Raw genomic sequence first — 23,782 nt, 5'->3', positions numbered from 1 at the left:
ATGAAAACTTGCATGCTTATGTGTGCCGCTTCACTTTTTACTAGGCATATCCAACTAGTTATTCGACTATGGGTGATTCTATCAATTTTCCCAATGTATGCGTTTGTCCATTACCAATGATACATGCACTACATACATTGAAGTGAAGAAAATAATTGAAAGGAGTAATCATATGCAAGCAAAACCTTTACAAGGCGCACAAGAGCTTCTATGTATTAATACAGAAAAAGTATACGACTGGATATTGGAGGAATCTACGTATAGCGCAGCAGTTGGAGCAACAACGATTGCCTTACCAGCACCAATCGGCGCCGTTATCTGTGCAATTGCCGATAGTGTAAACATTCGACCAGTTTTAACAGATTCTTTAGGTACACCTCTACCACTTAATTCGGAAATAGCGGTTGTTGAGCAAGTACCGAGAATCGACCGTCAATTTGAAATCAATGGTGCATTGGTTACGTTACAGCGTGTCACATTTGTAAAAACCATTTATGTTGTCTTGGAAATTAGCGGTGTTATTCCTGCTACTGGAATTCCGTTCACATTTACAACATTACCGATTCCAATTACGTTTACAGAAAGTGCCTTCTTATGTGCACCACCAGGTACAACACTTGTCGTGCGCGTTTCTGATTTCGAAGGTCAAGGGGTCGTTAACTGTGATGAGACAGGAGCGTTCCTTGGTATCGGAATTAGCATCGTCGTATGTCAAAGCATCCAAGTCGTTACCCCAGTAACACTTGAGTTAGTCGCCGACTTCTGTGCACCACGTGAATCATTGATTGAAACTTGCCCAGCTCCAATCATCCCGCCACAATGCCCAGTCGTTTTCCCAGGAGCATAATGGTGACATTTTAAGAATAAGTTTTGAATGAGGGGGGTTCTCCCTCATTCTTTCTATTTTATTCATAAGGAAGGTGATTGGAATGAGCAAGATCGATCAAGTGAAAAGCTTACTCACACAAATTAAAAATATACAGACGGAAAAAATACATATGATCGAAAAAGCATTATTGGAAATGAATACGTCTAGCCAGCACGGCATTGCATATATGACAGAATCGATTTCTTTGTCGGCCAATCCAGAAGACGAACATATAATCATCGGTACATTCCAATTAATGAATATTGGAACGAAACCGATTCATCAACCGATTATTCTTTTAAAAGTAAAAAGTGAGCCTGAAATTAGACTGTCAGGGAAATTTACAATGGAAGGGAAAGCAAGCTTGAGCATCCATCAATGGGAAAGAATCAAAGCAAAGGATGAATCGCCAAATGAATATTGGCTAAAGCCTTTGAAAATTAGTGAAATCCCGCCTGGGGAACGGCTCGTGTTCAATGATTTTCAACTTCGTTTTCCGATGCAAGAAAAACTTTCATTAACTGTCGAAGGCTTTGCATATTATAAGGAAAATCCGGAAGGAATCCGAGCATTCAATTCGATTAATATTATGATTTGAGAGGGGTGGCGGAATGGCTGAAAAGTGGGAAGAGGCTTTATTGACAAAAATGGATGAGTTTTTATATGAAATGATTATGGATGAAGAAGGCTGGTATGCACAAAACCCGCGCTATTGTTACATGTTATTGTATTTAACGATGCGTTTAAAATACGAGGAGAAGCAGTCCGATGCTAACAACGAGTATGAAATCGAAAAGCTACTAGAAGAGATCAAGGAGTTTCAAATAGAAACGGAGAAAGCACTCGATGATCTTCTATGTAAAATTCTATGATACACTCTTGCCCTTTTCATCCCTTCCACCTATACCATCTTACTTGTTGATAAATATGATATAGAAACGGGGGAAGGAGGCGTGTGCATATGGCACAGTTTCATACGGTACGAAGTGTAAAGAAAGGAAGACAGGGCAAAGGTAAGCTAACAGTCGTTCAAGCAGGTGGCTGTATGTGTAAAAAAATTAAAAGAATGTAATTGGATACTTACATTTCATTACGAATAAAATACACTCAATTATGAGTGTATTTTATTTTGTCACTATGATGTTGGGGGTTCATACGTTCCATCTAAAAATTTGACGGTATCAAACATATTCGTTTTACTTGCACCTTTTACTAAGATTGTGTCTCCTTTTCGGATGACCTTTTTCAGCAAGTCATGCAATTTTTCTCGATCTGTGAAGTGATAAATATTTTCTTCAGGGAATCCCTTTCTTTTTGCTTGTAATCCGATTTCCTCTGTACGGAATCCGTATGTTATTAGTAGATCAATCTCTTTCTCATGAGCATAGTCTCCAACTTTACGATATTCCATTTCTCTTAAATCACCAAGCTCCCTCATTTGTCCAATGATTGCGATTTTGCGCTGTTTTCCAATTTGGGTAAGAACATCGATGGCCGCTTTCACTCCTTGCGGATGGGAATGTACCGTGTCATCAATGACGGTTAGATCATCACGGAGATGATAAATCGTCATTCTTCTAGGCGGCTTTTTAAAAATAAGTCCCGCCTTAATTTCGAGTGGTGAAAGCCCTAAGTAATCAGCAACTGCTATCGCATTTAAGGCGTTATACACATGATGTTCCCCAAAAATGGGGATAAATAATGATATCTCTTTTCCTTGCAGTCTCACTTTAAAGTTCATTCCGTTTTCGCCATAGGTCACTCCATAGGCACGATAATCGGCTTTCGATTTGATACCTGTCGTGATGATTTTTCCTTTAAAATTTTCTGTTTCTAAATACTTGGAGTTTGGATCATCCTTATTAATAAATAGTACGCCGTGTTGATCCATTCCATGAATGAGTTCGGATTTTGCCTTGGCGACCCCACGAATATCACCATCAAAATTGCCTACATGGGCGAGTCCGACATTCGTTACAATACTAATATTTGGCTGAATGATGCTGCAATGTTTCGTAATGACACCAGGATAAGCCATACCATATTCAAGTACAACCGCCTCATGGGTCGGCTTGATTTCAGCCGCATGCTTTTCCGTATGCTCGGTTGTATTCCAATAATCCTTTGATTCAAATACATGTAATCTTTTTGACAGGATTGATGCAAGAAAAGCTTTTGAAGTCGTTTTGCCGGCACTTCCTGTGATGGCGATAATCGGGGTATTCTCTTTCTTACCATGTTTTCTTTTTACTTCTGATATTTTTTCTCTAATTGCTTTTTGGTGTGTTGCGAGATAGATCGCATATTGAATTGAATGAATGACAACATCAAGTTCCAAATAAAAAGCAGGTGGGCAGCCCGGTCGCCAGTTTACTTCATAAATCCAAATTTTATGATTTTGATCCAAGCCGATGTCGATTCCAATTTCATCGATCACTTCCTCGTATTGCAGCATTTGCAACTCATCTAAATGTTGAGCAAGCGCTAAAGAAAAATGTTCGAGTGTTCGCTTAATATTAAACGCTTCTCCTTTAAATTCCTGTTGTAAAAAGGGCTCCAAATAATTCGTATAGCCACCGTTATTAATGTTAGCAATAATCGATCCGATCGGGGCGATCCTCGGGTAAATCGTCGTGATCACCCATTTCCCTTCCCCGTTTTTTTGAACATGGAGGCGAAAATCAAACACTTGCCCTGATTTCGTTACGGAACGGATATATGGCTGCACAATGAATGTTTCTGCTGCAAGTTTTTCATTAATCAAGCGGCGCAATTGTTGCTCGGAGTATTTGTTTGTTTCTGTGTTGTGGATCACTTGAAAACCTTGATCGAGCTTCGAAATAAAATAGATTCCTTGCCCTTTTCTTCCATCAATCGGTTTGAAGACGATTTCTTTAAAAGCGGTTATAAAGTGAAAGAAGTGATCACTGTTTTTAACAATTTCAGTTGGAATTAAATAATTGGAAAACTCCTTTGCCTCTTTTAATCGTTCGTTTACATTCCATTTGTTTCCAATCGAGTGGGTTGTAAAGGGGATTTCAGCCCTTAACTTTTGAATAATAATTTTCGATTTTGCTAATTTCTCTGGACTGCCAGCATTGTAGATTACGTCTGGGAAGGGCATGTTTCGCTTTTTCCATTGACCGTTCTCATACACTTGTCCGCGAATGGAACGGTTGGTGAAATTGACTGCTCCAGGTGTGAAATAGAAAAAGCTAGCTCCTTCTGCTTTAGCGACGATGGCATAGGCATATGATTTGATGACCGTATTTGGGTCTTTTCGATGATGCAACATTCCTATCACTGTCATGAATTTATCTCCTTACCTTTTCCGTCATATTTATTATTACATTCAACCAACCATATATATGAAACGGACAAACGTTTAGAGGCGATAAAAAATACCCTAGGAATGACCTGGGGTGAGGGGAGGGTGACTACCATTTTGGTTCGATAATAATTTTCCTTTTTAAATATTCAATGTCAAGAGGCTGAATGGCGCATATGCATGATAAATCCACCTCAATACATGTAGATGTTTTGATTAGTTTCATCACTTCGCAAAACGAATGCGCATCGTTTCCATGTAGATCAACGGGCCGAAGCAGGGAAAAGGTCGCACATTGTCCATCCTTTTCAATGGATTCAATCCGGAAATAGCTTGTTACAAATGGTTCTTTTGTTCTTTCTCCACCCGTTTGTGTAAATTCCCCATTCTCTGTATACAAAATGAAAGGAATCGTATCCGTTCCAACTAATTGTGCAAGCAGTTTTCCGAAGTAGACCGTAGAGGATTCCATTAATAAATCTTGTAATGATTTCAATTCCAATAAGGCTTCGCGAATACATTGTTTATTTTTCATCCCACTAGCTCCCCCCCATCTGTCCTATATCATACTAAGGAAAAAGAGGGTTGGTGCGGAGGAGAGTAAAATATAGACTTGGCCATTTCACCCATTTCTTTAATTAGCCTAAAGCATACAAAGTATCTACGGATCGCCTAATGGCGGGAAGTAGTAGATGGTCTGTTCCGACCCAGTCAATCATCATATTGGCTGTTGCCAAATCTAGTTGTTGAGATCGATACTTGTGACTTGTCATAAAGGGAATATGTCACCTATGTCCCTTGTTGGTATGAACTCACCAATATATTTGAAAACCCCCACTTCAAAAACGGCACGTTTTAAGTGGTGGGAGGTTCATAGGGGTTCTAGGTAAAATTTAATTTCTTTTGCTGCTAATAAAGCAATTTGTTTTGCTTTGTCTGGTGAAATAGCCGTAGCGATAATGCAGGCATAACGATGCCCCATTGAGGAAGGGGGGATCAGTATGTTACCGTTCAATGGCTTAATATAAACGCCGCTCACCCCTTCATGCATTAATGCTTTATCTTGCCCGGTCACCCGCAGCAATGTACCAGGAGAACGGACCGTTATATACTTTGCATATACAGATTGTTTTTCCTTTTTTTCGAGCATGGGCTGTTCACCCAGATGTAAGGTTAGCACTTCCTTAATGAGATTGATTCCTGTTCCTTTTTCAATGATTTCATTCATCATTCCTCCCGACATCCGCGGGTTGATCTCAATCAACTTCCATTTCCCATCTGATAATTTCATTTCCAAATGGCATCCCCCATTTGCAAGCTCTAACTGTTCGATGATTTCTTCAACTGATTGAAGAAGATTCACATAATCATCATCGACCAAAATAGCTGGATACTGATAACCGATCATAATAAAGCTATGATCACTTGCTGTTTCTTGTTCGATAACCCCAACAATCTTTACTTCATGATCGTAGACGATCACTTCTATTAAATACTGCGGACCAGATATAAATTCTTCAACTAATATTGGGAGGTCAGGATATCGCTTCCGTAGGAGCTTTGTTCCCATCTTCCATTTTCTAATTGTATCGATGAATTGTATATGTTTTGATCCATTGGAAATTGGGGGCTTTAAAATGCAAGGAAATAATGGTTGATTGGCTTCGTAGAACGACTCGATCGATGTATTTTTTTCGAGAACAGCATAAAAGGGGGAGGTAGGTAGATCTTTCAACTTTTCTCTAACGCAAATTTTATTTTCCATTCGCTTTAATGACTGGGCTGACATAGATGATAAGCCTAGCTCAATCGCTAGCTCGGCTGCAAAAGATACGAAGGGGTCAATGAAACTTATACATGCACATATTTTTATCCCCTCAATTTGCAAACGACTCAATGGTTTTAAAATCTGTTCTCGATCAAATGGATCGTTTATAAAAATCAAATGATCGACGGTCGGAAAGGAATATTCAGTATGGTGCTTTTTATTTGTGAATAATATGACTGAGTATCCCATTTCTTTTGCGACGGTCAGCGCATCAAAGCTTGTGCCGAATGTATGACTTCCAATAAAAACAATCGCGTTCATAGGCATAAATCATCCTAACCAAATGAAATCTTTATGTACATAACATATGAAGGGAAAAGCGTTTTTGCACATGAAAAACGCATGGATCGCTAAAATGTCTCATATATTTATGAGTAAGGGGGGATTCAAATGGGGGTAAAATTAATTAAGATTGCCGTCGTGTATTTTTTACTCGGGATTGCATTCGGGTTGTACATGTCGATGTCGCATCAGTTTGATTTAGCCACGGTGCACGTGCATTTAAATTTACTTGGTTGGATGTCCCTTTCAATTGCTGGTATTTTATATATTTTATTCCCACAACTTACTGAGACGACGGCTGCAAAAACTCATTTTTGGCTGCATAATCTCGGTTTGCCCGTCATGATGATCAGTATTGCCTTAGCCATTTTAAATGTGAGTGATGTATTCTTTCCGATCGCTACCATTGCCGGAGCGGTTACCGTGATTGGAATCTTTTGCTTTGGCTATAACGTGTTACGAAATTTACGTGCAACTCGATAAGAAAAATAAGCCCCTCTTTGCGGAGGGGCTTTAAAAGTTTCTGCGTTCTTGAACAGAATCGCCTTCTTTAAGGGTAACGGAAATCTTTTGCGGATGGACAGGTTTATTATTCAGTAAGCAAATAAGCTGTTCAGCTGCCTTTGCTCCCCATTCTGCTTTTGAAAATTGAATAGTTGAAAGGCGGGGGTGAATGTATCGTGCTAATTCAATATTGTCGAAGCCGATAATATGGACATGCTCTCCGACGATATAGTCTGTCGTTGCCAAGTAGTCGTACATTCCAATTGCCATAACATCGTTAAAGCAAAATACGGCGACAGGTGTTTTATATTCGTTCACGATTTGGCGTGCGGCTAATTCCCCTGATTTTTTATTAAAATCACCTTGAATCACTTTATACGCCACAACCTTGTTCCTTTCTACTAGTCGCAATGCCGCCTGAAGTCTTTGAACTGAATCATAGGACTCTTCAGGCCCGGTAACGAAATAGAGGGTGTGATGTCCCATTCCAATTAAATATTGAATGGCAAGCTCCGTTCCTGTTTGGTTGTCTAACAAAACGGTATCGATATTCGGGTGATCAATTTCCCGATCGAGAACGATGATTTTATTGCCGCGCTCCGCATGATTTAATAGTTCTTTATTAGAAAATGTTTCGTCAAGGACGATCGCACCATCAATCATCCCTTCAGGTAGCAATCGATGGGAACGCTGGCCGCTGCAAACAATTAAGTCATAGTCCCGTTTATTTAATGCCTCGCGCATTCCATACAGTAATGGGCCATAAAAGGGACCACCGTAATCGGAAAGAAAGGCGCCAATGATTTTTGTCTTCCGCATTTTTAATGTTCTCGCTGCTGCATTCGGTACATAATTTAATTCCTTCGCAATCGCCAAAATTTTTGCGCTCGTTTCTTCGGTTACCTTCGGGCTGCCATTCAGTGCATAGGAGACAGTAGAAATAGAAACTCCCGCTTTTTTTGCAATATCTTTAATGCTCGCCATCCTGATTCGCTCCTATCTACTCATTCCTTCTATTGTAAACGATTGCTTTGGACGTTACGAGTGTGAATATGCTAAAAATCAAGCTTTAGGAACAGCTTTTATAAATAGAGGGAACTTCATAGGATTCTGAAACATTCAAACACCAAATCATTTGCTTAATCAAATAAAAAGCTAGAGAAGAAAAATGTTTTTCTTCTCTAGCTTTATTTTAATAAATATTTATTTATTAAAAGCTTCTTCATACTTCGCTACATAGCGCTTCGCTTCTTGGACGAGTGCTTCATAATCGGCTTCAGAATTAAGTTTCTTTGGATTTACAAGATTACTGCCAATACCAATTCCAGCGGCGCCATTTTGGACATACTCCGCCAAATTATCTAAGTTGATTCCACCCGTGAGCATCAATGGAATTTGCGGCATCGGGCCGTGAATGCTTTTTACGTAGCTAGGACCAACGACGTTTGCTGGAAATACTTTTACCATATCTGCACCATGCTCGTACGCGGTTAGAATCTCAGTTGGTGTGAGAGCACCGGGGATGCTAATGACACCATAGCGCTTCACCATTTTAATTGTTTCTACGTTTAATGTAGGAGAAACGACGAAAACGGCTCCGGCCGAAATAACACTTCTTGCCGTTTCAGGATCGAGGACCGTTCCGGCACCAACTAATATTTTATTACCAACTTCTCTAGCTGCTTTTTCGATGATTGCTGAAACATTTGGTGTTTCTGCTGTAATTTCAAGTGCTTTAATTCCGCCAGCAACTAATGCTTCGCAAATCGGGACGATATTATCAATATTTGACTCTCTTACAACCGCAACTAAGCCACTACTCTTTAACTCTTCTAAAACGTTCATTTTTATCATCAGCTCCACTCTAATTGATTATCTTTCTATAAACTCTTTTTCACCCATTTGAATTAATACATCATCTAAATATGGAAGACCTTCATTGTCGCCAGATACACTTACAACCATTGAGCCGATTGTTGTAGCAAATGTAAGTGTCTTTTCAAGAGACCATCCGTGGAGAATGCCGTAAACAAATCCAGCATCAAAACCATCACCCGCACCGACCGTATCAACAACTTTTTTTGCTTTTACAGGTGGGGCATCGATCAGTTCACCATTGTGATATCCAATCGCACCGTCTTCGCCTTGCTTAATGGCAAGATAGGAAATACCGAGCTCTTTAGATTTTGCGATAATATCTTCCGTTTCAGTCGTTCCAAACATAATGTCCGCTTCTTCTTCACCCGTTAATAAAATATCTACGTAAGGGAGAAGTTCGGCTAATGCTGCTTTTACTTCTTCTTTCGTCCATAGGCGCAAGCGAATATTCGGGTCCATGGAAATTAAAACACCATTTTGCTTTGCGATTTTAACTGCTTTCTTGATTAAGGAAATATTCTTATCTTTATTGACAGCAAGAAAAACACCTGTAATATGAAGGACCTTTGCCTGTTTTAAGAATACCTCATTCAATGTTTCTTCCGTCAGCGTATCCGTAGGGGAATTGGAGCGGTAATAAAAGGATCTGCCGCTGCCATCTTCCAAGACTTCTTTAAAATATAAAGAAGTAGGATAACCGTCAACAAGTTTTACTTCGCTCGTGTCGATGCCTTCACCGCGTACAAAATTAAGGATATGTTTGCCAAATTCATCATTTCCTAGTCTGCTTACCCAGCCCGTCTTTAACCCGAGACGAGCACAGCCGATCGCAAAATTTAGTTCGGCACCGCCAACTTTTCGTTCAAATGTATTCACATATTTCATCGGACCTTTTGTATTTGGATTAAACGTAATGAGCGCATCGCCAATTGTAATCACATCATTCATTGTCAAATCTCCTTTTCATTGATTCCTAAGGGGCCCAAAATGTCGTATTTTAATTATAAACCGATTTACTAAACCGATTTACTAACATTATAAAGGAATTGGAAGCGCTATTCAATAGCTGTTTTAAGTGAAAATGGTAATTTTCAGACCCCTCATTATAATTATTACAATTAAATAATAGTTTTCACTTGAAATTAGTTATCTTATTTGATAAATTATAAATAGATCAAAGATGACATATAAAAGGCGGGATAAAATGGAGAAAAATAATCAGTTTTTAACGACGAGCTGGGGAGCTCCAGTTGGCGATAATCAAAACTCAATGACAGCAGGATCACGTGGACCTGTTTTAATACAAGATGTTCATTTATTAGAGAAGTTGGCGCATTTCAATCGTGAGCGTGTTCCAGAGCGAGTTGTTCATGCTAAAGGTGCAGGGGCACATGGATATTTTGAAGTGACGAATGATATGTCTAAATATACGAAGGCTGACTTTTTATCAGAAGTAGGGAAACGGACACCAATGTTTATTCGCTTTTCCACAGTGGCTGGCGAGCTTGGATCAGCTGATACCGTTCGTGATCCGCGCGGGTTTGCAGTGAAATTTTATACAGAGGAAGGGAACTATGATCTCGTTGGCAATAATACGCCCGTATTTTTCATAAGAGACGCGATTAAATTTCCAGATTTTATTCATACGCAAAAAAGAGACCCAGAAACGAATTTAAAAAATCCAACAGCAGTGTGGGATTTCTGGTCACATTCTCCTGAATCATTGCATCAAGTAACCATTTTAATGTCTGACCGCGGAATTCCGGCGACTTTCCGACATATGCATGGATTTGGCAGCCATACATTTAAATGGGTAAATGCTGAAGGTGAAGCGGTGTGGGTAAAATATCATTTTAAAACAGAGCAAGGTGTGAAAAACCTTGATGTTCGTTTAGCTGAAAAGTTAGCAGGGGAAAATCCAGATTATCATACAGAAGATCTTTTCAATGCAATTAAAAATGGCGATTTTCCGGCATGGAGATTATACGTTCAAATCATGCCGATGGAAGATACAGACACGTATCGATTTGACCCGTTTGATGTAACGAAGGTGTGGTCGCAAAAGGATTACCCATTAATTGAAGTGGGCCGGATGGTGCTGAATCGCAATCCTGAAAACTATTTTGCTGAAGTAGAACAAGCAACGTTCTCACCGGGGACCTTTGTTCCAGGAATCGAAGCATCGCCTGATAAAATGTTGCAAGGACGTTTATTTGCTTACCATGATGCACATCGTTACCGTGTAGGCACAAACCATCAAATGCTTCCGATTAACCGGGCAAAAAATGAAGTAAATAACTATCAGCGTGCAGGTGCAATGCGTTTTGACAATAATGGTGGTGGATCTGTTTATTATGAACCAAACAGCTTTGGAGGACCGAAAGAAGTAGCGGAGCATAAGCAAACGGAATTCCCAGTGTCAGGGATGGCTGGAAGTGTGAGCTATGATGAGCATGATCATTTCACACAAGCGGGAGATCTATATCGACTCATGTCCGAGGAAGAGCGGACACGTCTTGTAGAAAATATTGTGGGAGCGATGAAGCCTGTTCAATTAGAGGAAATTAAGCTCCGCCAGATTGGTCATTTTTATAAAGCAGATCCGGAATACGGTGAGAGAGTTGCAGCTGGACTTGGGTTAAAAGTACCGGTGGTAGAAGTTTAAATTTGTACATGTGAAGCTAACCTATTTTTAGGTTAGCTTTTTCTTATTTTGATTGACGAAAATTAGAAACGATGCTTTAATTTAGATATAGTTTGACTCTAAAACAAACTATGTATTAAAAATTGTGACACTTCTTATTAACGTTGTGTGATTAATCTGTGATAAACTCTACATGGGGATGTTACAAGTTAACGGGATGCATTTTTCTCTCGTTGCTTGAGATAATATTTAATAAATTTTACATATGATGAAGGAGGAAATACAATGTCAAAACAACAAATTGGTGTTGTTGGCCTAGCAGTAATGGGGAAAAACCTCGCACTGAATATTGAAAGCCGTGGCTACTCAGTTTCAGTTTATAATCGCTCTTCCCATAGAACAGAAGAAATGATGGAAAATGAAGCAAAAGGGAAAAATGTGGTAGCTACATATTCTCCTGAGGAATTTGTTAATTCTTTAGAAAAGCCACGTAAAATTTTACTTATGGTTCAAGCAGGTACTGCAACAGATGCAACGATTGAATCTTTAAAACCGTATTTGGAAAAAGGCGATATTTTAATCGACGGAGGAAATACTCATTTCCCTGATACAATGCGTCGTAATAAAGAATTAAGCGAAGCAGGTCTTCATTTTATTGGAGCGGGTGTATCTGGCGGAGAAGAAGGCGCTTTAACAGGACCTTCGATTATGCCTGGCGGACAAAAAGAAGCATATGAGCTTGTTGCTCCTATTTTTGAAGCAATTGCTGCAAAAGTAGAAGGTGATGCTTGTACAACATACATAGGTCCAGATGGAGCAGGTCACTATGTGAAAATGGTTCATAACGGAATCGAATATGGTGATATGCAATTAATTTGTGAAGCATACTTCATGATGAAAAACCTTCTTGGTCTTGAAGCAGATGAACTTCATCAAGTATTTGCAGAGTGGAATAAAGGTGAGCTTGATAGCTACTTAATTGAAATCACTGCGGATATTTTCACAAAAATGGATGAAGAAACAGGCAAGCCATTAGTAGATGTTATTCTTGATACTGCTGGTCAAAAAGGAACAGGAAAATGGACAAGCCAAAACGCACTTGATCTAGGTGTTTCACTTCCATTAGTAACTGAATCTGTATTCGCTCGCTTTATTTCAGCAATGAAAGAAGAGCGTGTAGCAGCGAGCAAGATCTTAAGCGGACCAGAAGCACAAGCTTATGATGGTGATAAAGACGAGTTAATCGAAGCGATCCGCAAAGCTCTTTATATGAGTAAAATTTGTTCTTACGCTCAAGGATTTGCACAAATGCGTGCAGCATCTGAGGAGTACAACTGGGATCTAAGCTACGGGGATATCGCAATGATCTTCCGTGGAGGCTGTATCATCCGTGCACAATTCTTGCAAAAGATTAAAGATGCATACGACAAAGATCCGGCTCTTGCAAACTTATTGCTTGATCCATACTTTAAAGAAATCGTTGAAGGCTACCAAGGAGCATTGAGAAAAGTAGTTGCTCTTGCTGTTGAGCGCGGAATTGCTGTTCCATGTTTCGCGAGTGCTGTTGCTTATTATGACAGCTACCGTACAGAAACATTGCCTGCAAACCTTCTGCAAGCACAACGTGACTACTTCGGTGCACACACATACAACCGCATCGATAAAGAAGGAACATTCCATACTGAGTGGATGGAATAAGTATTTAAGTAAAAAAACCCCCCCTCGGCGAATTTATTCGCTGAGGGGGTTTTTGCTATGGCTTAGAAATCTGTTCTATGGCTTAGAAATCTGTTCTATGGCTTAGAAATCTGTTCTATGGCTTAGAAATCTGTTCTATGGCTTAGAAATCTGTTCTATGGCTTAGAAATCTGTTCTATGGCTTAGAAATCTGTTCTATGGCTTAGAAATCTGTTCTATGGCTTAGAAATCTGTTCTATGGCTTAGAAATCTGTTCTATGGCTTAGAAATCTGTTCTATGGCTTAGAAATCTGTTCTATGGCTTAGAAATCGCACAACTTAATTCTTGTTAATTCACCAATTGCATATTTATATGTTCTAGAGAGACATATTCATCACAAAGATTTAAGCTTAAATTAGAAATGCCGAGGAAGTTTTTAATGGAAAGTACGCAGGCTCCCATTACACAAGCATTTTCTCCAAGGTCTGAAATGAATAGCTCACCATAATGACTAATTCTTGATGTTAATTGTTGTTTAATTACATTCACCGCGTCAGGGTAGATTCGTAGCAATTCACTGTTTAAAACGATTGTTTGTGGGTTATATAAATTGATTAAGTTATTCATACCAATCGCCACATACTTAATAAAGTTATTCATCTTTTGATGCGTCTGCTGGTGGTCTGCTTTTAGTAATGTTTTAACATCTAGAAACGTTAACTTAGGTTCGTCGCTTTCTTTTGCAAGTTCTCTGAAAAAGTTTGCTTCAGATGCATATTGTTCCCAGCATCCATGATTGCCGCAAGCACATTCTTTCCCATCGGGTACGACGATCATATGTCCCATTTCTCCAGCGTAGCCATGAAATCCTCTAAGCAGTTCTCCTTTCATAATCATTCCAAGCCCCATCCCGCTTTGCATCGTAATGCTTAGTAAACTATCACTATGATGATGTTTATACACTCTTTCAGCAAGCGCGGTTAAATTGGCATTATTTTCAATATGGATTGGGAGAGCTATTTGTTTTTCCAAATCTGCTTTTAAATTTTTTTCACGCCAATGAAGCTGTGGAACGAAAGAAATGATCTCATCATTTGATACGGTTCCGTGAATACCGATAACAACCCCAGTTATTCCGTACGTGCTATCTTTACAAATATTTTTGAAATTTGAAATATAATCTGTTAGCAGTTTAACGATCTCTTCGTAATCAATCGTATGCAGTGAGACGACCTTTGATTGAACAGGGGATCCGAGCAGGTCAGACAAGGTAAAGATAACTTGGCTTTTATCAAGATCAATGCCTAAAGCATATCCGGCTTTACGATTCAACCTAAGTATAATCGGCCTTCTTCCTAAGTTTGTATGCTCTTGCTGTTCTTCGACGAGCAGCCCCTCTTGAAGGAGGTCTGCGACTTGAACTGAAATCGTTGCTTTGTTTAATCCTGTCTCTTTTGACAAATTGGCTCTAGAAATCCCGTTATGCTCAACGATTTTACTTAAAATTAAGCCTCTATTTAATTTTTTTATATAAGCCGCATCTCCGGTTACCATTTTTTATAATCTCTCCTTGTTCGTTAGTAACAGATGTAAAGCGCATACATTTAAAAAGGGTATAAATACCTCTGTATGGACTCATCGTATCAATTGACTAAATTGCTTGATAATGCTATTCTATCTTTAATTATTTGTTTGGTCAACAAATGTAATAAATTTGTTGAAAGGGATTACATGGCGTTTGCAATTTTATATCCTAAGAAAAAGATATATAATGTAGAAAAAAGGAGTGACGTATTCCTCATGAGTATTCTCCATGAATTATTAAAAGATATTCCTGTTCCAAAAATGACAAAGGTAAAGCAGCGTTTTGATGATCGGCAAATTGATGACTTGGCAGCTGCATTGAATGAAAAGCTTAACCTTCCACATATTAAAGAAACGATTAAGCCGGGAATGGAAATTGCCGTAGCGGTCGGTAGTAGAGGGATTGATCGTTTACCAGAGCTTACAGCGACGATTATTAAGTTTATTAAAGACTTAGGTGCGACCCCGTTTATTGTCCCTAGTATGGGCAGCCATGGCGGTGCAACGGCCGAAGGTCAAGTAGCTGTACTTAATCATTTAGGTGTTACGGAAGAAACGGCAGGGTGTGAAATTCGCTCCTCGATGGAAGTTGTCAAATTAGGTGAACTGCCGAATGGTTTGCCTGTTTATTTGGACAAGTATGCTTCTGAAGCAGACGGCATTGTTGTACTGAACCGCGTCAAGCCACATACCGCTTTCCGTGGACGTGTCGAAAGTGGCATCATGAAAATGATTAGTATCGGTCTTGGGAAACAAAGAGGAGCCGAAGCATGTCATCAACTAGGGTTTAAATATATGGCTGAAAATGTACCAGATATGGCGAAAATGATTATGGAAAAGAAGCCGATTCTTTTCGGTGTTGCTACCGTTGAAAATGCGTTTGATAAAGTAGCAAGAGTCGAAGTGATGCTCGCTGATGAGGTTGAAGAAAAGGAAACAGAATTGCAAGCACAAGCGAAGCAATTGTTGCCAAAACTTCTTTTCGATCAAATTGACGTTCTCGTTATCGATGAAATTGGGAAAAACATTAGTGGTGACGGAATGGATCCGAATATTACGGGACGTTATCCAACCCCATACGCTCATGGTGGTCCAGAAGTAAATAAAATGATCGTTCTGGATTTGACACCAGAGACAGAAGGGAATGCTAATGGCGTAGGTACGGCTGATTTTACGACGCGCCGTCTTGTCGATAAGATGGATTTTGAAGCAACATACGCAAATGGATTAACTTCAACTGTTGTAGCTCCGACGAAGGTTGCAACGACATTGGATAATGACCGTATGGCGATTCAAGCTGCGGTAAAAACATGTAATATTCTTGATTTTACAAAAGTAAAAATGGTACGCATTAAAAACACGTTAGAAATAAGTGAAATTGAAGTTTCAGAAGCGTTAGTTGATTATGTGAAAAATCATCCTGACATGGAATTAATTTCAGAATTATATGAGTTTGAATACGATCAGGATGGAAATATAAAATAATTTTTTCAATAAAGGAGAACAACATGGGTAACTTATTCGATTTAACAGGAAAAACAGCAGTAGCTATCGGGGGTAACAGTGTTTTAGGTTCATCAATGGCTCTAGGTCTTGCCGAGCACGGTGCGAAAGTAGCGATCGTTGGTCGTAATCTTGAAAAAGCGGAAGAAGTTGTCAAAGAAATTGAAGCAAAAGGCGGCGTTGCTAAAGCATTCCAAGCGGACGTAATCGACCACAAATCATTAGAACAATTAGCATTAGACGTAGAAGCTTGGTCTGGTGGCTGGGATATCGTTCTGAACGCACCTGGTAAAAACAGTCCAACACCTTTCTTCGACTTAGAAATGGATGAGTGGGACGACATTATGGATGTAAACTTAAAAGGAATTGTCGTTACATGCCAAATCTTTGCTAAGAGAATGATTGAGCAAGGAAGAAAAGGAAGCATCATTAATATTTCTTCTGTTTCATCAACAACACCATTATCAAAAGTGTTCACATACTCTGTTTCAAAAGCAGGCGTTAACAGTGTTACACAATTTTTAGCACGTGAATTTGCTCCACATGGCATCCGTGTAAATGCAATCATTCCAGGATTTTTCCCTGCGGAACAAAACCGTAAAATCTTGAGTGAGGAAAGAATTGCATCTATTATGGGTCATACACCAATGAATCGTTTCGGTGAGCCAGGCGAATTACAAGGAGCAACAGTATGGCTTGCATCTGATGCAGCATCAAGCTTTGTGACAGGTACACTTATTCGCGTTGACGGTGGATTTGGAAGCATGACAATCTAGTTTTATTTTAAAAATGAAAAGCTTTGGATATATCCAAAGCTTTTTTCTCCATGAAATAAAAAATGCAAAAAAAGGAAGATGTTTTATGCCGCAAGAATTTGTCATTGGCCTTGATATTGGGACAACGAGCGTCAAGGCAGTTGTGTTTCATATGAATGGAAAAGTGAAGGCGGAAGCTGAGCAGCTAAACGAGACGTATTATCCACAAACTGGTTGGGTTGAGCAAGATCCAGTTGAACTTGAACAATCGGCGGTCAAAGCGGTAAGGATGGTCGTAGAACAGGCAGGTATCCAGAAAGAAGATATTGCTGCGATCGGACTTTCCTGTGCGATGCATTCCATCATCTGCGTAGATGATATGCGTGAGCCTTTATCTCGTGCTCTTATTTGGTCTGATGGTAGAAGCAGTGATATAGCAGACCGTTTGCATCAAAGTGATGGAGCGGATATGTATGCACGTACGGGAGTGCCAATTCATCCAATGTCGCCACTTTTGAAATTAATGTGGATGAAGGAAACGAATTATGTGCCATATGAAAAAGCTCGCTATTTCATGTCTGTAAAAGAATATATTTTAATGAAATGGTACGGAGAAATTGTTGCTGATTATTCAATGGCAGCCGCAAGTGGGTTAATGAATGCGGAAACGTTGAAATGGGATGAAAAGGCATTGGAGTTAAGTGGAGTAACGGTTGATCAATTGCCGAAAATTGTTCCGCCAACGGAAACGTTAACAGGTTTAAGAGCCGAATTAGCGACTGAAATGGGCATTGCTCCTGAAACTCCAATCGTATTAGGTGCGGCTGATGGGCAGCTTGCAAATCTTGGCATCGGTGCGATTGCTCCAGGTGAAGTTGCTTTAACAGTTGGTACGAGTGGGGCAATAAGACAATTTACTAAAGGATATCGCGTAAATGAAAAGCGCGAGACATTTTCTTATGCTTTCACAGATGAGTATGCGATTATCGGCGGGCCAACGAATAACGGTGGAATTGCATTGCAATGGTTGAAAGATCTTGTCAATTATGAAGGCGGCTATACTGAATTTATTACGGAGGCAGAGAAAGTTAAGCCTGGTGCAGAGGGAATCATCTTCTTGCCATATATTAATGGTGAAAGGGCGCCTTTATGGAATCAAAATGCAACGGGTACATTCCATGGTGTATCAATTACACATAAACAAGAACATTTCGTAAGAGCCGTGCTCGAAGGAATTACGTTCAATCTTTATCAAATTGATGAGGCGCTTGAGCGTTTGGCGGGGAAATCGGATACGATTTTTGTTAATGGTGGACTTGCTCGCTCGCCGCTATGGTTACAAATGCTTGCGGATGTATTCGGCAAAAAAGTATTTGTTGCTGAGACGCATCATAGCTCCGCTTGGGGTGCAGCGTGGACAGCGTTAGTTGCAATTGGCAAGGCTGAAAGCTTTGAGCAAATTAAAGAAACCGTCGTATTGGGAGAAGCGATCACGCCAAATCAAGAAAGTCACCAAACGTATCAAGAAATTTATAACAACTACAAAAATCTTGTGCAAACAATCGCATAATGAAATTTGGCATTAAACAAGCCTGGCAAAAGAAAGTAAGATTTCTTTTGCCAGGCTTGTTTGTTTTTTATTTGTCTAGTGTTACCACATTAGTCATTTGACAGGTTAAGTACGTCGAGTAGTTTAAAGAACAGACTTAGCAGAATTGCGACGATTGTAGCTAGTCCCATTCCAGCTAATTTCACTGTACCGAGTTGGATAGCTGCACCACTGATTCCAATTGCAAGCACGACGCATGTTAAAATTAAGTTTTTTGACACACTATAATCAATTTTAGCTTCGACGAGCATACGGATTCCGCTCGCTGCAATAATCCCGAATAGAAGCAATGAAATTCCGCCCATAACAGGTGTTGGAATCGATGAGATAAGGGCAGCTAATTTACCGCAGAAGGAAAGTAATACCGCAATAACGGCCGCTCCACCAATTACCCATGTAGAATAAACACGCGTGATTGCCAATACCCCAATATTTTCCCCATATGTCGTATTCGGAGTCGCGCCAATAAGACTTGAAATGATCGTTGAAATCCCGTTCCCAGCCATCGAACGATCAAGACCAGGATCTTTTACAAGATCTTTTTTTACGATGTTTCCAGTTACAATTAAATGGCCGATATGTTCAGGAACTAAAACAAGTGCGGCTGGTAATATCGTTAAAATATCTGATAGATTAAACTTCATTTGATAAAAAGTTGGCATTGAAATCCATGCTGCTTCTCTCACATTTGAAAGATCAACCATTCCGAAGAAGGAAGCGATCACGTATCCTGAAATAATCCCAAGTAGGATTGGAATAATTTTCAAAAAGCCTTTTAATGTTACCCAACAAACAATCGTAATCCCAAGTGTAAGTAATGAAACGATAATCGCGTTTGTGTTGGCTGCTTCGCCTTCTGGTGTGATTAAACCAGCCATGTCAGCTGCAACAGGCACAAGCTCCAGACCGATGACTGCAACGATTGCCCCCATCGCTGCTGGAGGGAAAATCACGTCAATCCATGAAGTACCCACAGCTTTAATAATTAATGAAATAAGGACTAATACAATTCCGACCGCTAAAAATCCACCAAGTACATAGCCATACCCATCGCCGCCTGTGTATTTACTTAAAACGGCAAAAACGGGGGATAGGAAGGCGAAGCTTGATCCAAGATAAGCGGGGATTTGTCCTTTCGTAATGAAAATATAAAGAAGTGTTCCTATCCCGTTCATGAGTAAGATCGTGGCGGGATTGACGCCAAATAAAATAGGAACCAATACGGTTGAGCCAAACATCGCAAATAGATGTTGGAAACTAAGTGGTAAGCTTTGTAATAATGGAAGTTTTTCGTTTACTTGAATTTCTCTTTGTGTCATCTGATATCTCTCCTTATTGCTATTTTCTCCTAGAGTTCAGATTGTAATCCTTGGGAAGCAGCAAAAAGCACCTTACCCAAAGACGGCAAGGTGCATAAAAATCGGATGGTTCATACATCACTATGCTAAAATTACGCACAATACGAGTGCGCATGCAACCTTGTCAGCCTCACGGGACTGTTTTAAAGGCAATCTGATTCTTTTGTCTTATGTATTATTGCAGTTGTTTCTACAAAAGTCAACAATATTTTTTCGGTATAAAAAAATCAGGTGAAAATCTCACCTGATTATTTATCGGCTTTTTTACTCCACCAAGTGGCGAGCAAAGAGCCAGAAATAGCATGCTAAACACTGAAAATCGCGCTTGGTACAGCAGCGAGGGGAGAGAAGTGAGCTGCTGCCAATGCCGCACCTAACCCAGAATTCTGCATACCAACTTCGATAGCAATTGCTTTCTGATCTGAATAATCCATCTTTACTAAACGAGCAAGCCAGTAGCCAAGCAAGTAGCCTAATGAATTATGCAAAATAACAACTAACAAGATAAGTAGTCCTGTTTCGGCAATCTTCTCCTGGCTTCCACTAACAACGGCAGCAACAATTGCAACGATCGCAATAACAGAAACAAGCGGCATCGCTTTGACACTTTGCTCCGCTTGCTTACGGAAAAGCATTTTTACAACAATACCTAGAATGATAGGGAGAAGAACAATTTTTACGACTGACATAAACATACTGCTAGCCGATACATCAATCCATTTACTTGCGAATAATAAAATAAGTGCTGGTGTAATGATTGGTGCTAATAATGTAATGCAAGATGTAACAGCTACGGATAGCGCAACATTTCCTCTTGCTAAGAAAGTCATGACATTGGATGCGGTTCCTCCTGGACAGCAGCCAACTAAAATAACCCCGACTGCTACTTCGGTAGGAAGTCGAAGTCCGACTGCAAGCCCAAAAGCAAGGGCATAATCGTGAACTGTCCGAGTATTCCAACGAATACTTTTCTAGGTTGACGAAATACTTCCTTGAAGTCACTTGTTGAAAGCGTCATTCCCATTCCAAACATAATGATTCCGAGTAATAATGAAATATGAGGGGCAATCCAAGTAAAGCCTCCAGGGATAAAAAATGCTAGAGTTGCAAATAGCAAAACCCAGACAGCAAATGTGTTGCCAGCAAACTGGCTAATTCTTTCTAACGTTCTCATGATGCAATTCCTCTTTATGATATAAGGATCATTATACTGCATTTGTTGAATTTTACAATAATTTCAAAGAGTTAGATCATTGGGAATGATAGACAAAAAGGCTCCTAATGGTAGAAGCCTTTTTGGTGTATTTCCGTTTACTATCAATTTATGCCCGTTCTTCAAATAATTTTGCGATTCCTACGATAACATGTATGGCTTTCTCCATATTATCTACGGAAATAAATTCGTACGGTCCGTGAAAATTTTCTCCGCCTGTAAAAATATTAGGCGTTGGCAATCCCATATAAGACAATTGTGAACCGTCCGTACCGCCACGAATCGGTAAAATAAGCGGTTTAATCCCTAAAGCTTCCATTGCATCAGAGGCGACCTCGACAATTTCAATCACTGGTTCAATTTTCTCTTTCATATTGAAGTATTGATCATTGATTACAAGTTCAATCCGTTCATGACCGTGTTTTTCACGCAGGGAGTTAACAATTTGTTTGATCCGGAATTTTTTTTCTTCAAACTTTTCACGATCAAAGTCACGAATAATGTAGGATAAATTTGTTTTCTCCACATCACCTTGAAACGATAATAGATGGTAAAAGCCTTCATAGCCATCTGTGAACTCTGGTGCTTCCTGATCTGGCAGCTGACTATGGAATTCCATTGCAAGTTTGGTGGCGTTGACCATTGTTCCTTTCGCTGTCCCAGGGTGAATGTTTGTCCCTTTGAATGTGAGCTTTACCCCGGCAGCATTAAAGCTTTCGTATTGAAGTTCTCCGAGCGGTCCGCCATCGATTGTGTACGCATAGTTGGCAGCGAAAGCAGCCACATCAAATTTATGAGGGCCTCTGCCAATTTCTTCATCAGGTGTAAAAGCAACGCGGATTTTTCCGTGCTTTATTTCAGGATGGTCAATTAAATATTTCATCGCTGTCATAATTTCCGCGATGCCTGCTTTGTTGTCGGCGCCAAGCAAGGTTGTTCCATCAGTCGTAATTAATGTATGACCGATATAATTTTGGAGAGATGGAAAAGCTTTTGGTGAAAGTGCGATATCGTCATTTAGTTGAAGAACCTTGCCATCATAATTTTCGACAATTTGTGGGTTTACCCCTGCGCCGGTAAAATCAGTTGCTGTATCAATATGCGCTAAAAAGCCGATCACAGGGACATCTTTGTCTGTATTAGCTGGCAGGGTCGCCATAACATACCCGTTTTCATCGACGGAGACATCTTCCATACCGATTGATCGCAACTCATCAACAAGCATATGAGCGAGCGTCCATTGACCTTCCGTTGATGGACATGAATCGTTGTTTTCATTCGATTGTGTGTTTACTTTTGCATACGTTACAAAACGCTCGATGATCTCTTTTTTCATTCAGCAAAACTCCCTTGTCAATTTTCTACTTACATATTAACCGTAAGTATGTGAAAAATAAAGAAACCGACTGTTCAAGAGAACAGACGGCTGTTAACCATTACTTGTTTCATCTGGGATGGCTTCAAGCCAGCTTTCTCCCCAAGCTTCGATCTCCTTTATTAACGGTCGAAGAGCCAATCCTTTATCTGTCAAAGAATATTCGATTCGGACGGGTGTTTCGGGATAAACTTGTCGAATGACAATCCCTTCCTTCTCTAAATCCTTAAGTCTCTCTGATAATACCCTTGCACTGATCGGCATTGAGGCTTCAATCGTGCAAAAACGTTGAGGACCATTTAGCAATTGATGGATAATTAATCCAGTCCAACGCTGACCTAATATACTCATTGCCTTCTCGAACCTCGGGCATATAAATTTATTCATTTTGTTCACCTCATTATGTTTATTATATCATTTGCCCTATCTTTTACCTACCTTTTAATTTGCATCTTCCTTACTTGACATTATACCATAATTACAATATAGTTACTTACATAAAGTAAGTGTTTGAAGGAGGAAATTACGTATGTATTCGCATCCGATCATTAACCAAGTAGCATTAACTGTTAAAGATTTAGAGCGGGTCATGACCTTTTATCAAGAGCAGCTTGGGTTTCAGGTGATTGATCAAACGACAAATCGGGCTGTATTGTCCGCGGACGGAAAAAATGGCTTACTCATTCTTGAAGAAAATAAAAATGCTAAGCTTCGAGCTCCATACTCAACAGGCTTATATCATATTGCTTTTTTATTACCACATCGTTCAGATTTAGCGAACCTTGTTCACCATTTTATTCAAAAGCAAATACCTGTTCAAGGGGCGTCTGACCATGATGTAAGTGAAGCACTTTATTTAGCTGACCCTGAAGGAAATGGAATTGAAATCTACATTGATCGCTCACCTGACACGTGGACTTGGAATGGGGATCAAGTGTATATGACAACGAAGGCATTGGACATAGAAGACTTATTGAAGGAAGGTTCACCAAATGGTTGGCAAGGGATGCCAGCTGGAACGTTCATTGGTCATGTCCATTTACAAGTGTCTGAATTGACAAAAGTGAAACAATTTTATTGTGATACAATTGGATTTGAACCAGTTCTTAATTATGGTGGCCAAGCTTTATTTATTTCTAAACATAGATATCATCACAATATTGGTCTTAACAAATGGAATAGTGCAGGCGCCGAACCGGCAGCGGAAAATAGTACTGGCTTAAATTGGTACTCAATTGCTTTAAAGAATGAAAAGGAAATGAAGAAAATCGTCGAGCAATTAGAACTACAACAAATATCTTATAATTTTAACGATGGGAAACTAATTACGAAAGACCCTTCCGGAAATTATATTCATTTTATTATAAAGGGGTAA

General features: G+C 39.6%; 20 protein-coding genes and 1 pseudogene. 10 read left to right on the top strand and 11 right to left on the bottom strand.

Annotated features, from left to right (window positions below):
* Positions 1-172: 172 nt before the first annotated feature.
* The 3 genes from KHA95_RS02620 (at position 173) to KHA95_RS02610 (ending at position 1,740) form a co-directional block, all read left to right on the top strand.
* Positions 173-847, top strand: a complete 675-nt coding sequence (locus KHA95_RS02620; RefSeq protein ID WP_213135893.1) for a BMQ_0737 family morphogenetic spore coat protein — start codon at positions 173-175, stop codon at positions 845-847.
* An 82-nt stretch (positions 848-929) separates the two neighbouring features.
* Positions 930-1,466, top strand: a complete 537-nt coding sequence (locus KHA95_RS02615) for a hypothetical protein (protein WP_213135892.1) — start codon at positions 930-932, stop codon at positions 1,464-1,466.
* 13 nt (positions 1,467-1,479) lie between these two features.
* Positions 1,480-1,740 carry a hypothetical protein gene (locus tag KHA95_RS02610; RefSeq protein WP_213135891.1) on the top strand — a complete coding sequence of 87 codons (261 nt, stop codon included), beginning with the start codon at positions 1,480-1,482 and terminating at the stop codon, positions 1,738-1,740.
* A gap of 263 nt (positions 1,741-2,003) precedes the next feature.
* Here KHA95_RS02610 and KHA95_RS02605 read toward each other — a convergent pair whose 3' ends face one another.
* The 3 genes from KHA95_RS02605 to KHA95_RS02595 all read right to left on the bottom strand — a co-directional run bounded on the left by KHA95_RS02605 (position 2,004) and on the right by KHA95_RS02595 (position 6,285).
* On the bottom strand, positions 2,004-4,178 hold the full coding sequence (locus KHA95_RS02605; RefSeq protein WP_213135890.1) for a YheC/YheD family protein: 2,175 nt from the start codon (positions 4,176-4,178) through the stop codon (positions 2,004-2,006).
* A 127-nt stretch (positions 4,179-4,305) separates the two neighbouring features.
* On the bottom strand, positions 4,306-4,731 hold the full coding sequence (locus KHA95_RS02600) for a CotY/CotZ family spore coat protein (protein WP_213135889.1): 426 nt from the start codon (positions 4,729-4,731) through the stop codon (positions 4,306-4,308).
* 336 nt (positions 4,732-5,067) lie between these two features.
* On the bottom strand, positions 5,068-6,285 hold the full coding sequence (locus KHA95_RS02595) for an ATP-grasp domain-containing protein (protein WP_213135888.1): 1,218 nt from the start codon (positions 6,283-6,285) through the stop codon (positions 5,068-5,070).
* Between the two features lie 129 nt (positions 6,286-6,414).
* Here KHA95_RS02595 and KHA95_RS02590 point away from each other — a divergent pair, with 129 nt between their 5' ends.
* A complete protein-coding gene (locus tag KHA95_RS02590; protein ID WP_213135887.1) occupies positions 6,415-6,789 on the top strand; it encodes a cytochrome-c oxidase in 375 nt (124 codons plus the stop codon).
* A 30-nt stretch (positions 6,790-6,819) separates the two neighbouring features.
* On the opposite strand, the gene KHA95_RS02585 is transcribed toward KHA95_RS02590, so the two are convergent.
* The 3 genes from KHA95_RS02585 to KHA95_RS02575 all read right to left on the bottom strand — a co-directional run bounded on the left by KHA95_RS02585 (position 6,820) and on the right by KHA95_RS02575 (position 9,636).
* Positions 6,820-7,794: a LacI family DNA-binding transcriptional regulator gene (locus tag KHA95_RS02585; RefSeq protein ID WP_213135886.1), complete on the bottom strand. Its 975-nt coding sequence runs from the start codon at positions 7,792-7,794 to the stop codon at positions 6,820-6,822.
* 219 nt (positions 7,795-8,013) lie between these two features.
* Positions 8,014-8,664, bottom strand: coding sequence for a bifunctional 4-hydroxy-2-oxoglutarate aldolase/2-dehydro-3-deoxy-phosphogluconate aldolase (locus KHA95_RS02580; RefSeq protein WP_349305427.1), 651 nt, complete (start codon positions 8,662-8,664; stop codon positions 8,014-8,016).
* Between the two features lie 18 nt (positions 8,665-8,682).
* Positions 8,683-9,636: a sugar kinase gene (locus tag KHA95_RS02575; RefSeq protein WP_213135885.1), complete on the bottom strand. Its 954-nt coding sequence runs from the start codon at positions 9,634-9,636 to the stop codon at positions 8,683-8,685.
* Positions 9,637-9,892: 256 nt separating this feature from the next.
* On the opposite strand from KHA95_RS02575, the gene katA reads away from it, so the two are divergent.
* Together katA and gndA are read left to right on the top strand one after the other, a co-directional pair.
* A complete protein-coding gene (katA, locus tag KHA95_RS02570; protein ID WP_213135884.1) occupies positions 9,893-11,353 on the top strand; it encodes a catalase KatA in 1,461 nt (486 codons plus the stop codon).
* A gap of 264 nt (positions 11,354-11,617) precedes the next feature.
* The gene (gene gndA / locus KHA95_RS02565; RefSeq protein ID WP_213135883.1) at positions 11,618-13,030 is read left to right on the top strand and encodes an NADP-dependent phosphogluconate dehydrogenase; all 1,413 of its coding nucleotides are present in this window, start codon (positions 11,618-11,620) and stop codon (positions 13,028-13,030) included.
* 328 nt (positions 13,031-13,358) lie between these two features.
* Here the strand turns inward: gndA and KHA95_RS02560 are convergent, their stop codons facing one another.
* On the bottom strand, positions 13,359-14,564 hold the full coding sequence (locus KHA95_RS02560; protein ID WP_213135882.1) for an ROK family transcriptional regulator: 1,206 nt from the start codon (positions 14,562-14,564) through the stop codon (positions 13,359-13,361).
* A 246-nt stretch (positions 14,565-14,810) separates the two neighbouring features.
* Here KHA95_RS02560 and KHA95_RS02555 point away from each other — a divergent pair, with 246 nt between their 5' ends.
* The 3 genes from KHA95_RS02555 to KHA95_RS02545 all read left to right on the top strand — a co-directional run bounded on the left by KHA95_RS02555 (position 14,811) and on the right by KHA95_RS02545 (position 18,422).
* Positions 14,811-16,079, top strand: a complete 1,269-nt coding sequence (locus KHA95_RS02555) for a nickel pincer cofactor-dependent isomerase, group 22 (RefSeq protein ID WP_213135881.1) — start codon at positions 14,811-14,813, stop codon at positions 16,077-16,079.
* A 23-nt stretch (positions 16,080-16,102) separates the two neighbouring features.
* A complete protein-coding gene (locus KHA95_RS02550; RefSeq protein ID WP_213135880.1) occupies positions 16,103-16,873 on the top strand; it encodes an SDR family oxidoreductase in 771 nt (256 codons plus the stop codon).
* An 85-nt stretch (positions 16,874-16,958) separates the two neighbouring features.
* Positions 16,959-18,422: a gluconokinase gene (locus KHA95_RS02545; protein ID WP_213135879.1), complete on the top strand. Its 1,464-nt coding sequence runs from the start codon at positions 16,959-16,961 to the stop codon at positions 18,420-18,422.
* Positions 18,423-18,511: 89 nt separating this feature from the next.
* On the opposite strand, the gene uraA is transcribed toward KHA95_RS02545, so the two are convergent.
* The 4 genes and pseudogenes from uraA to KHA95_RS02525 form a co-directional block, all read right to left on the bottom strand.
* On the bottom strand, positions 18,512-19,780 hold the full coding sequence (gene uraA, locus KHA95_RS02540; protein WP_213135878.1) for a uracil permease: 1,269 nt from the start codon (positions 19,778-19,780) through the stop codon (positions 18,512-18,514).
* Positions 19,781-20,127: 347 nt separating this feature from the next.
* A pseudogene (locus KHA95_RS02535) lies at positions 20,128-20,993 on the bottom strand (bile acid:sodium symporter family protein); the annotation flags it as partial.
* A 148-nt stretch (positions 20,994-21,141) separates the two neighbouring features.
* Positions 21,142-22,368, bottom strand: coding sequence for a peptidase T (gene pepT, locus KHA95_RS02530; protein WP_213135877.1), 1,227 nt, complete (start codon positions 22,366-22,368; stop codon positions 21,142-21,144).
* 93 nt (positions 22,369-22,461) lie between these two features.
* Complete coding sequence (locus KHA95_RS02525; RefSeq protein WP_213135876.1) at positions 22,462-22,794, bottom strand: winged helix-turn-helix transcriptional regulator; 333 nt, start codon at positions 22,792-22,794, stop codon at positions 22,462-22,464.
* A gap of 142 nt (positions 22,795-22,936) precedes the next feature.
* Between KHA95_RS02525 and KHA95_RS02520 the strand changes: the two genes are divergently transcribed.
* On the top strand, positions 22,937-23,782 hold the full coding sequence (locus KHA95_RS02520; protein WP_213135875.1) for a VOC family protein: 846 nt from the start codon (positions 22,937-22,939) through the stop codon (positions 23,780-23,782).

It is taken from the genome of Bacillus sp. FJAT-50079 (assembly GCF_018343515.1).
Classification (GTDB): Bacteria; Bacillota; Bacilli; order Bacillales; family Bacillaceae_C; genus Lederbergia.
Note: the sequence above shows the minus strand (reverse complement) of the source record. Positions and strands in the feature narration are given on the sequence as shown.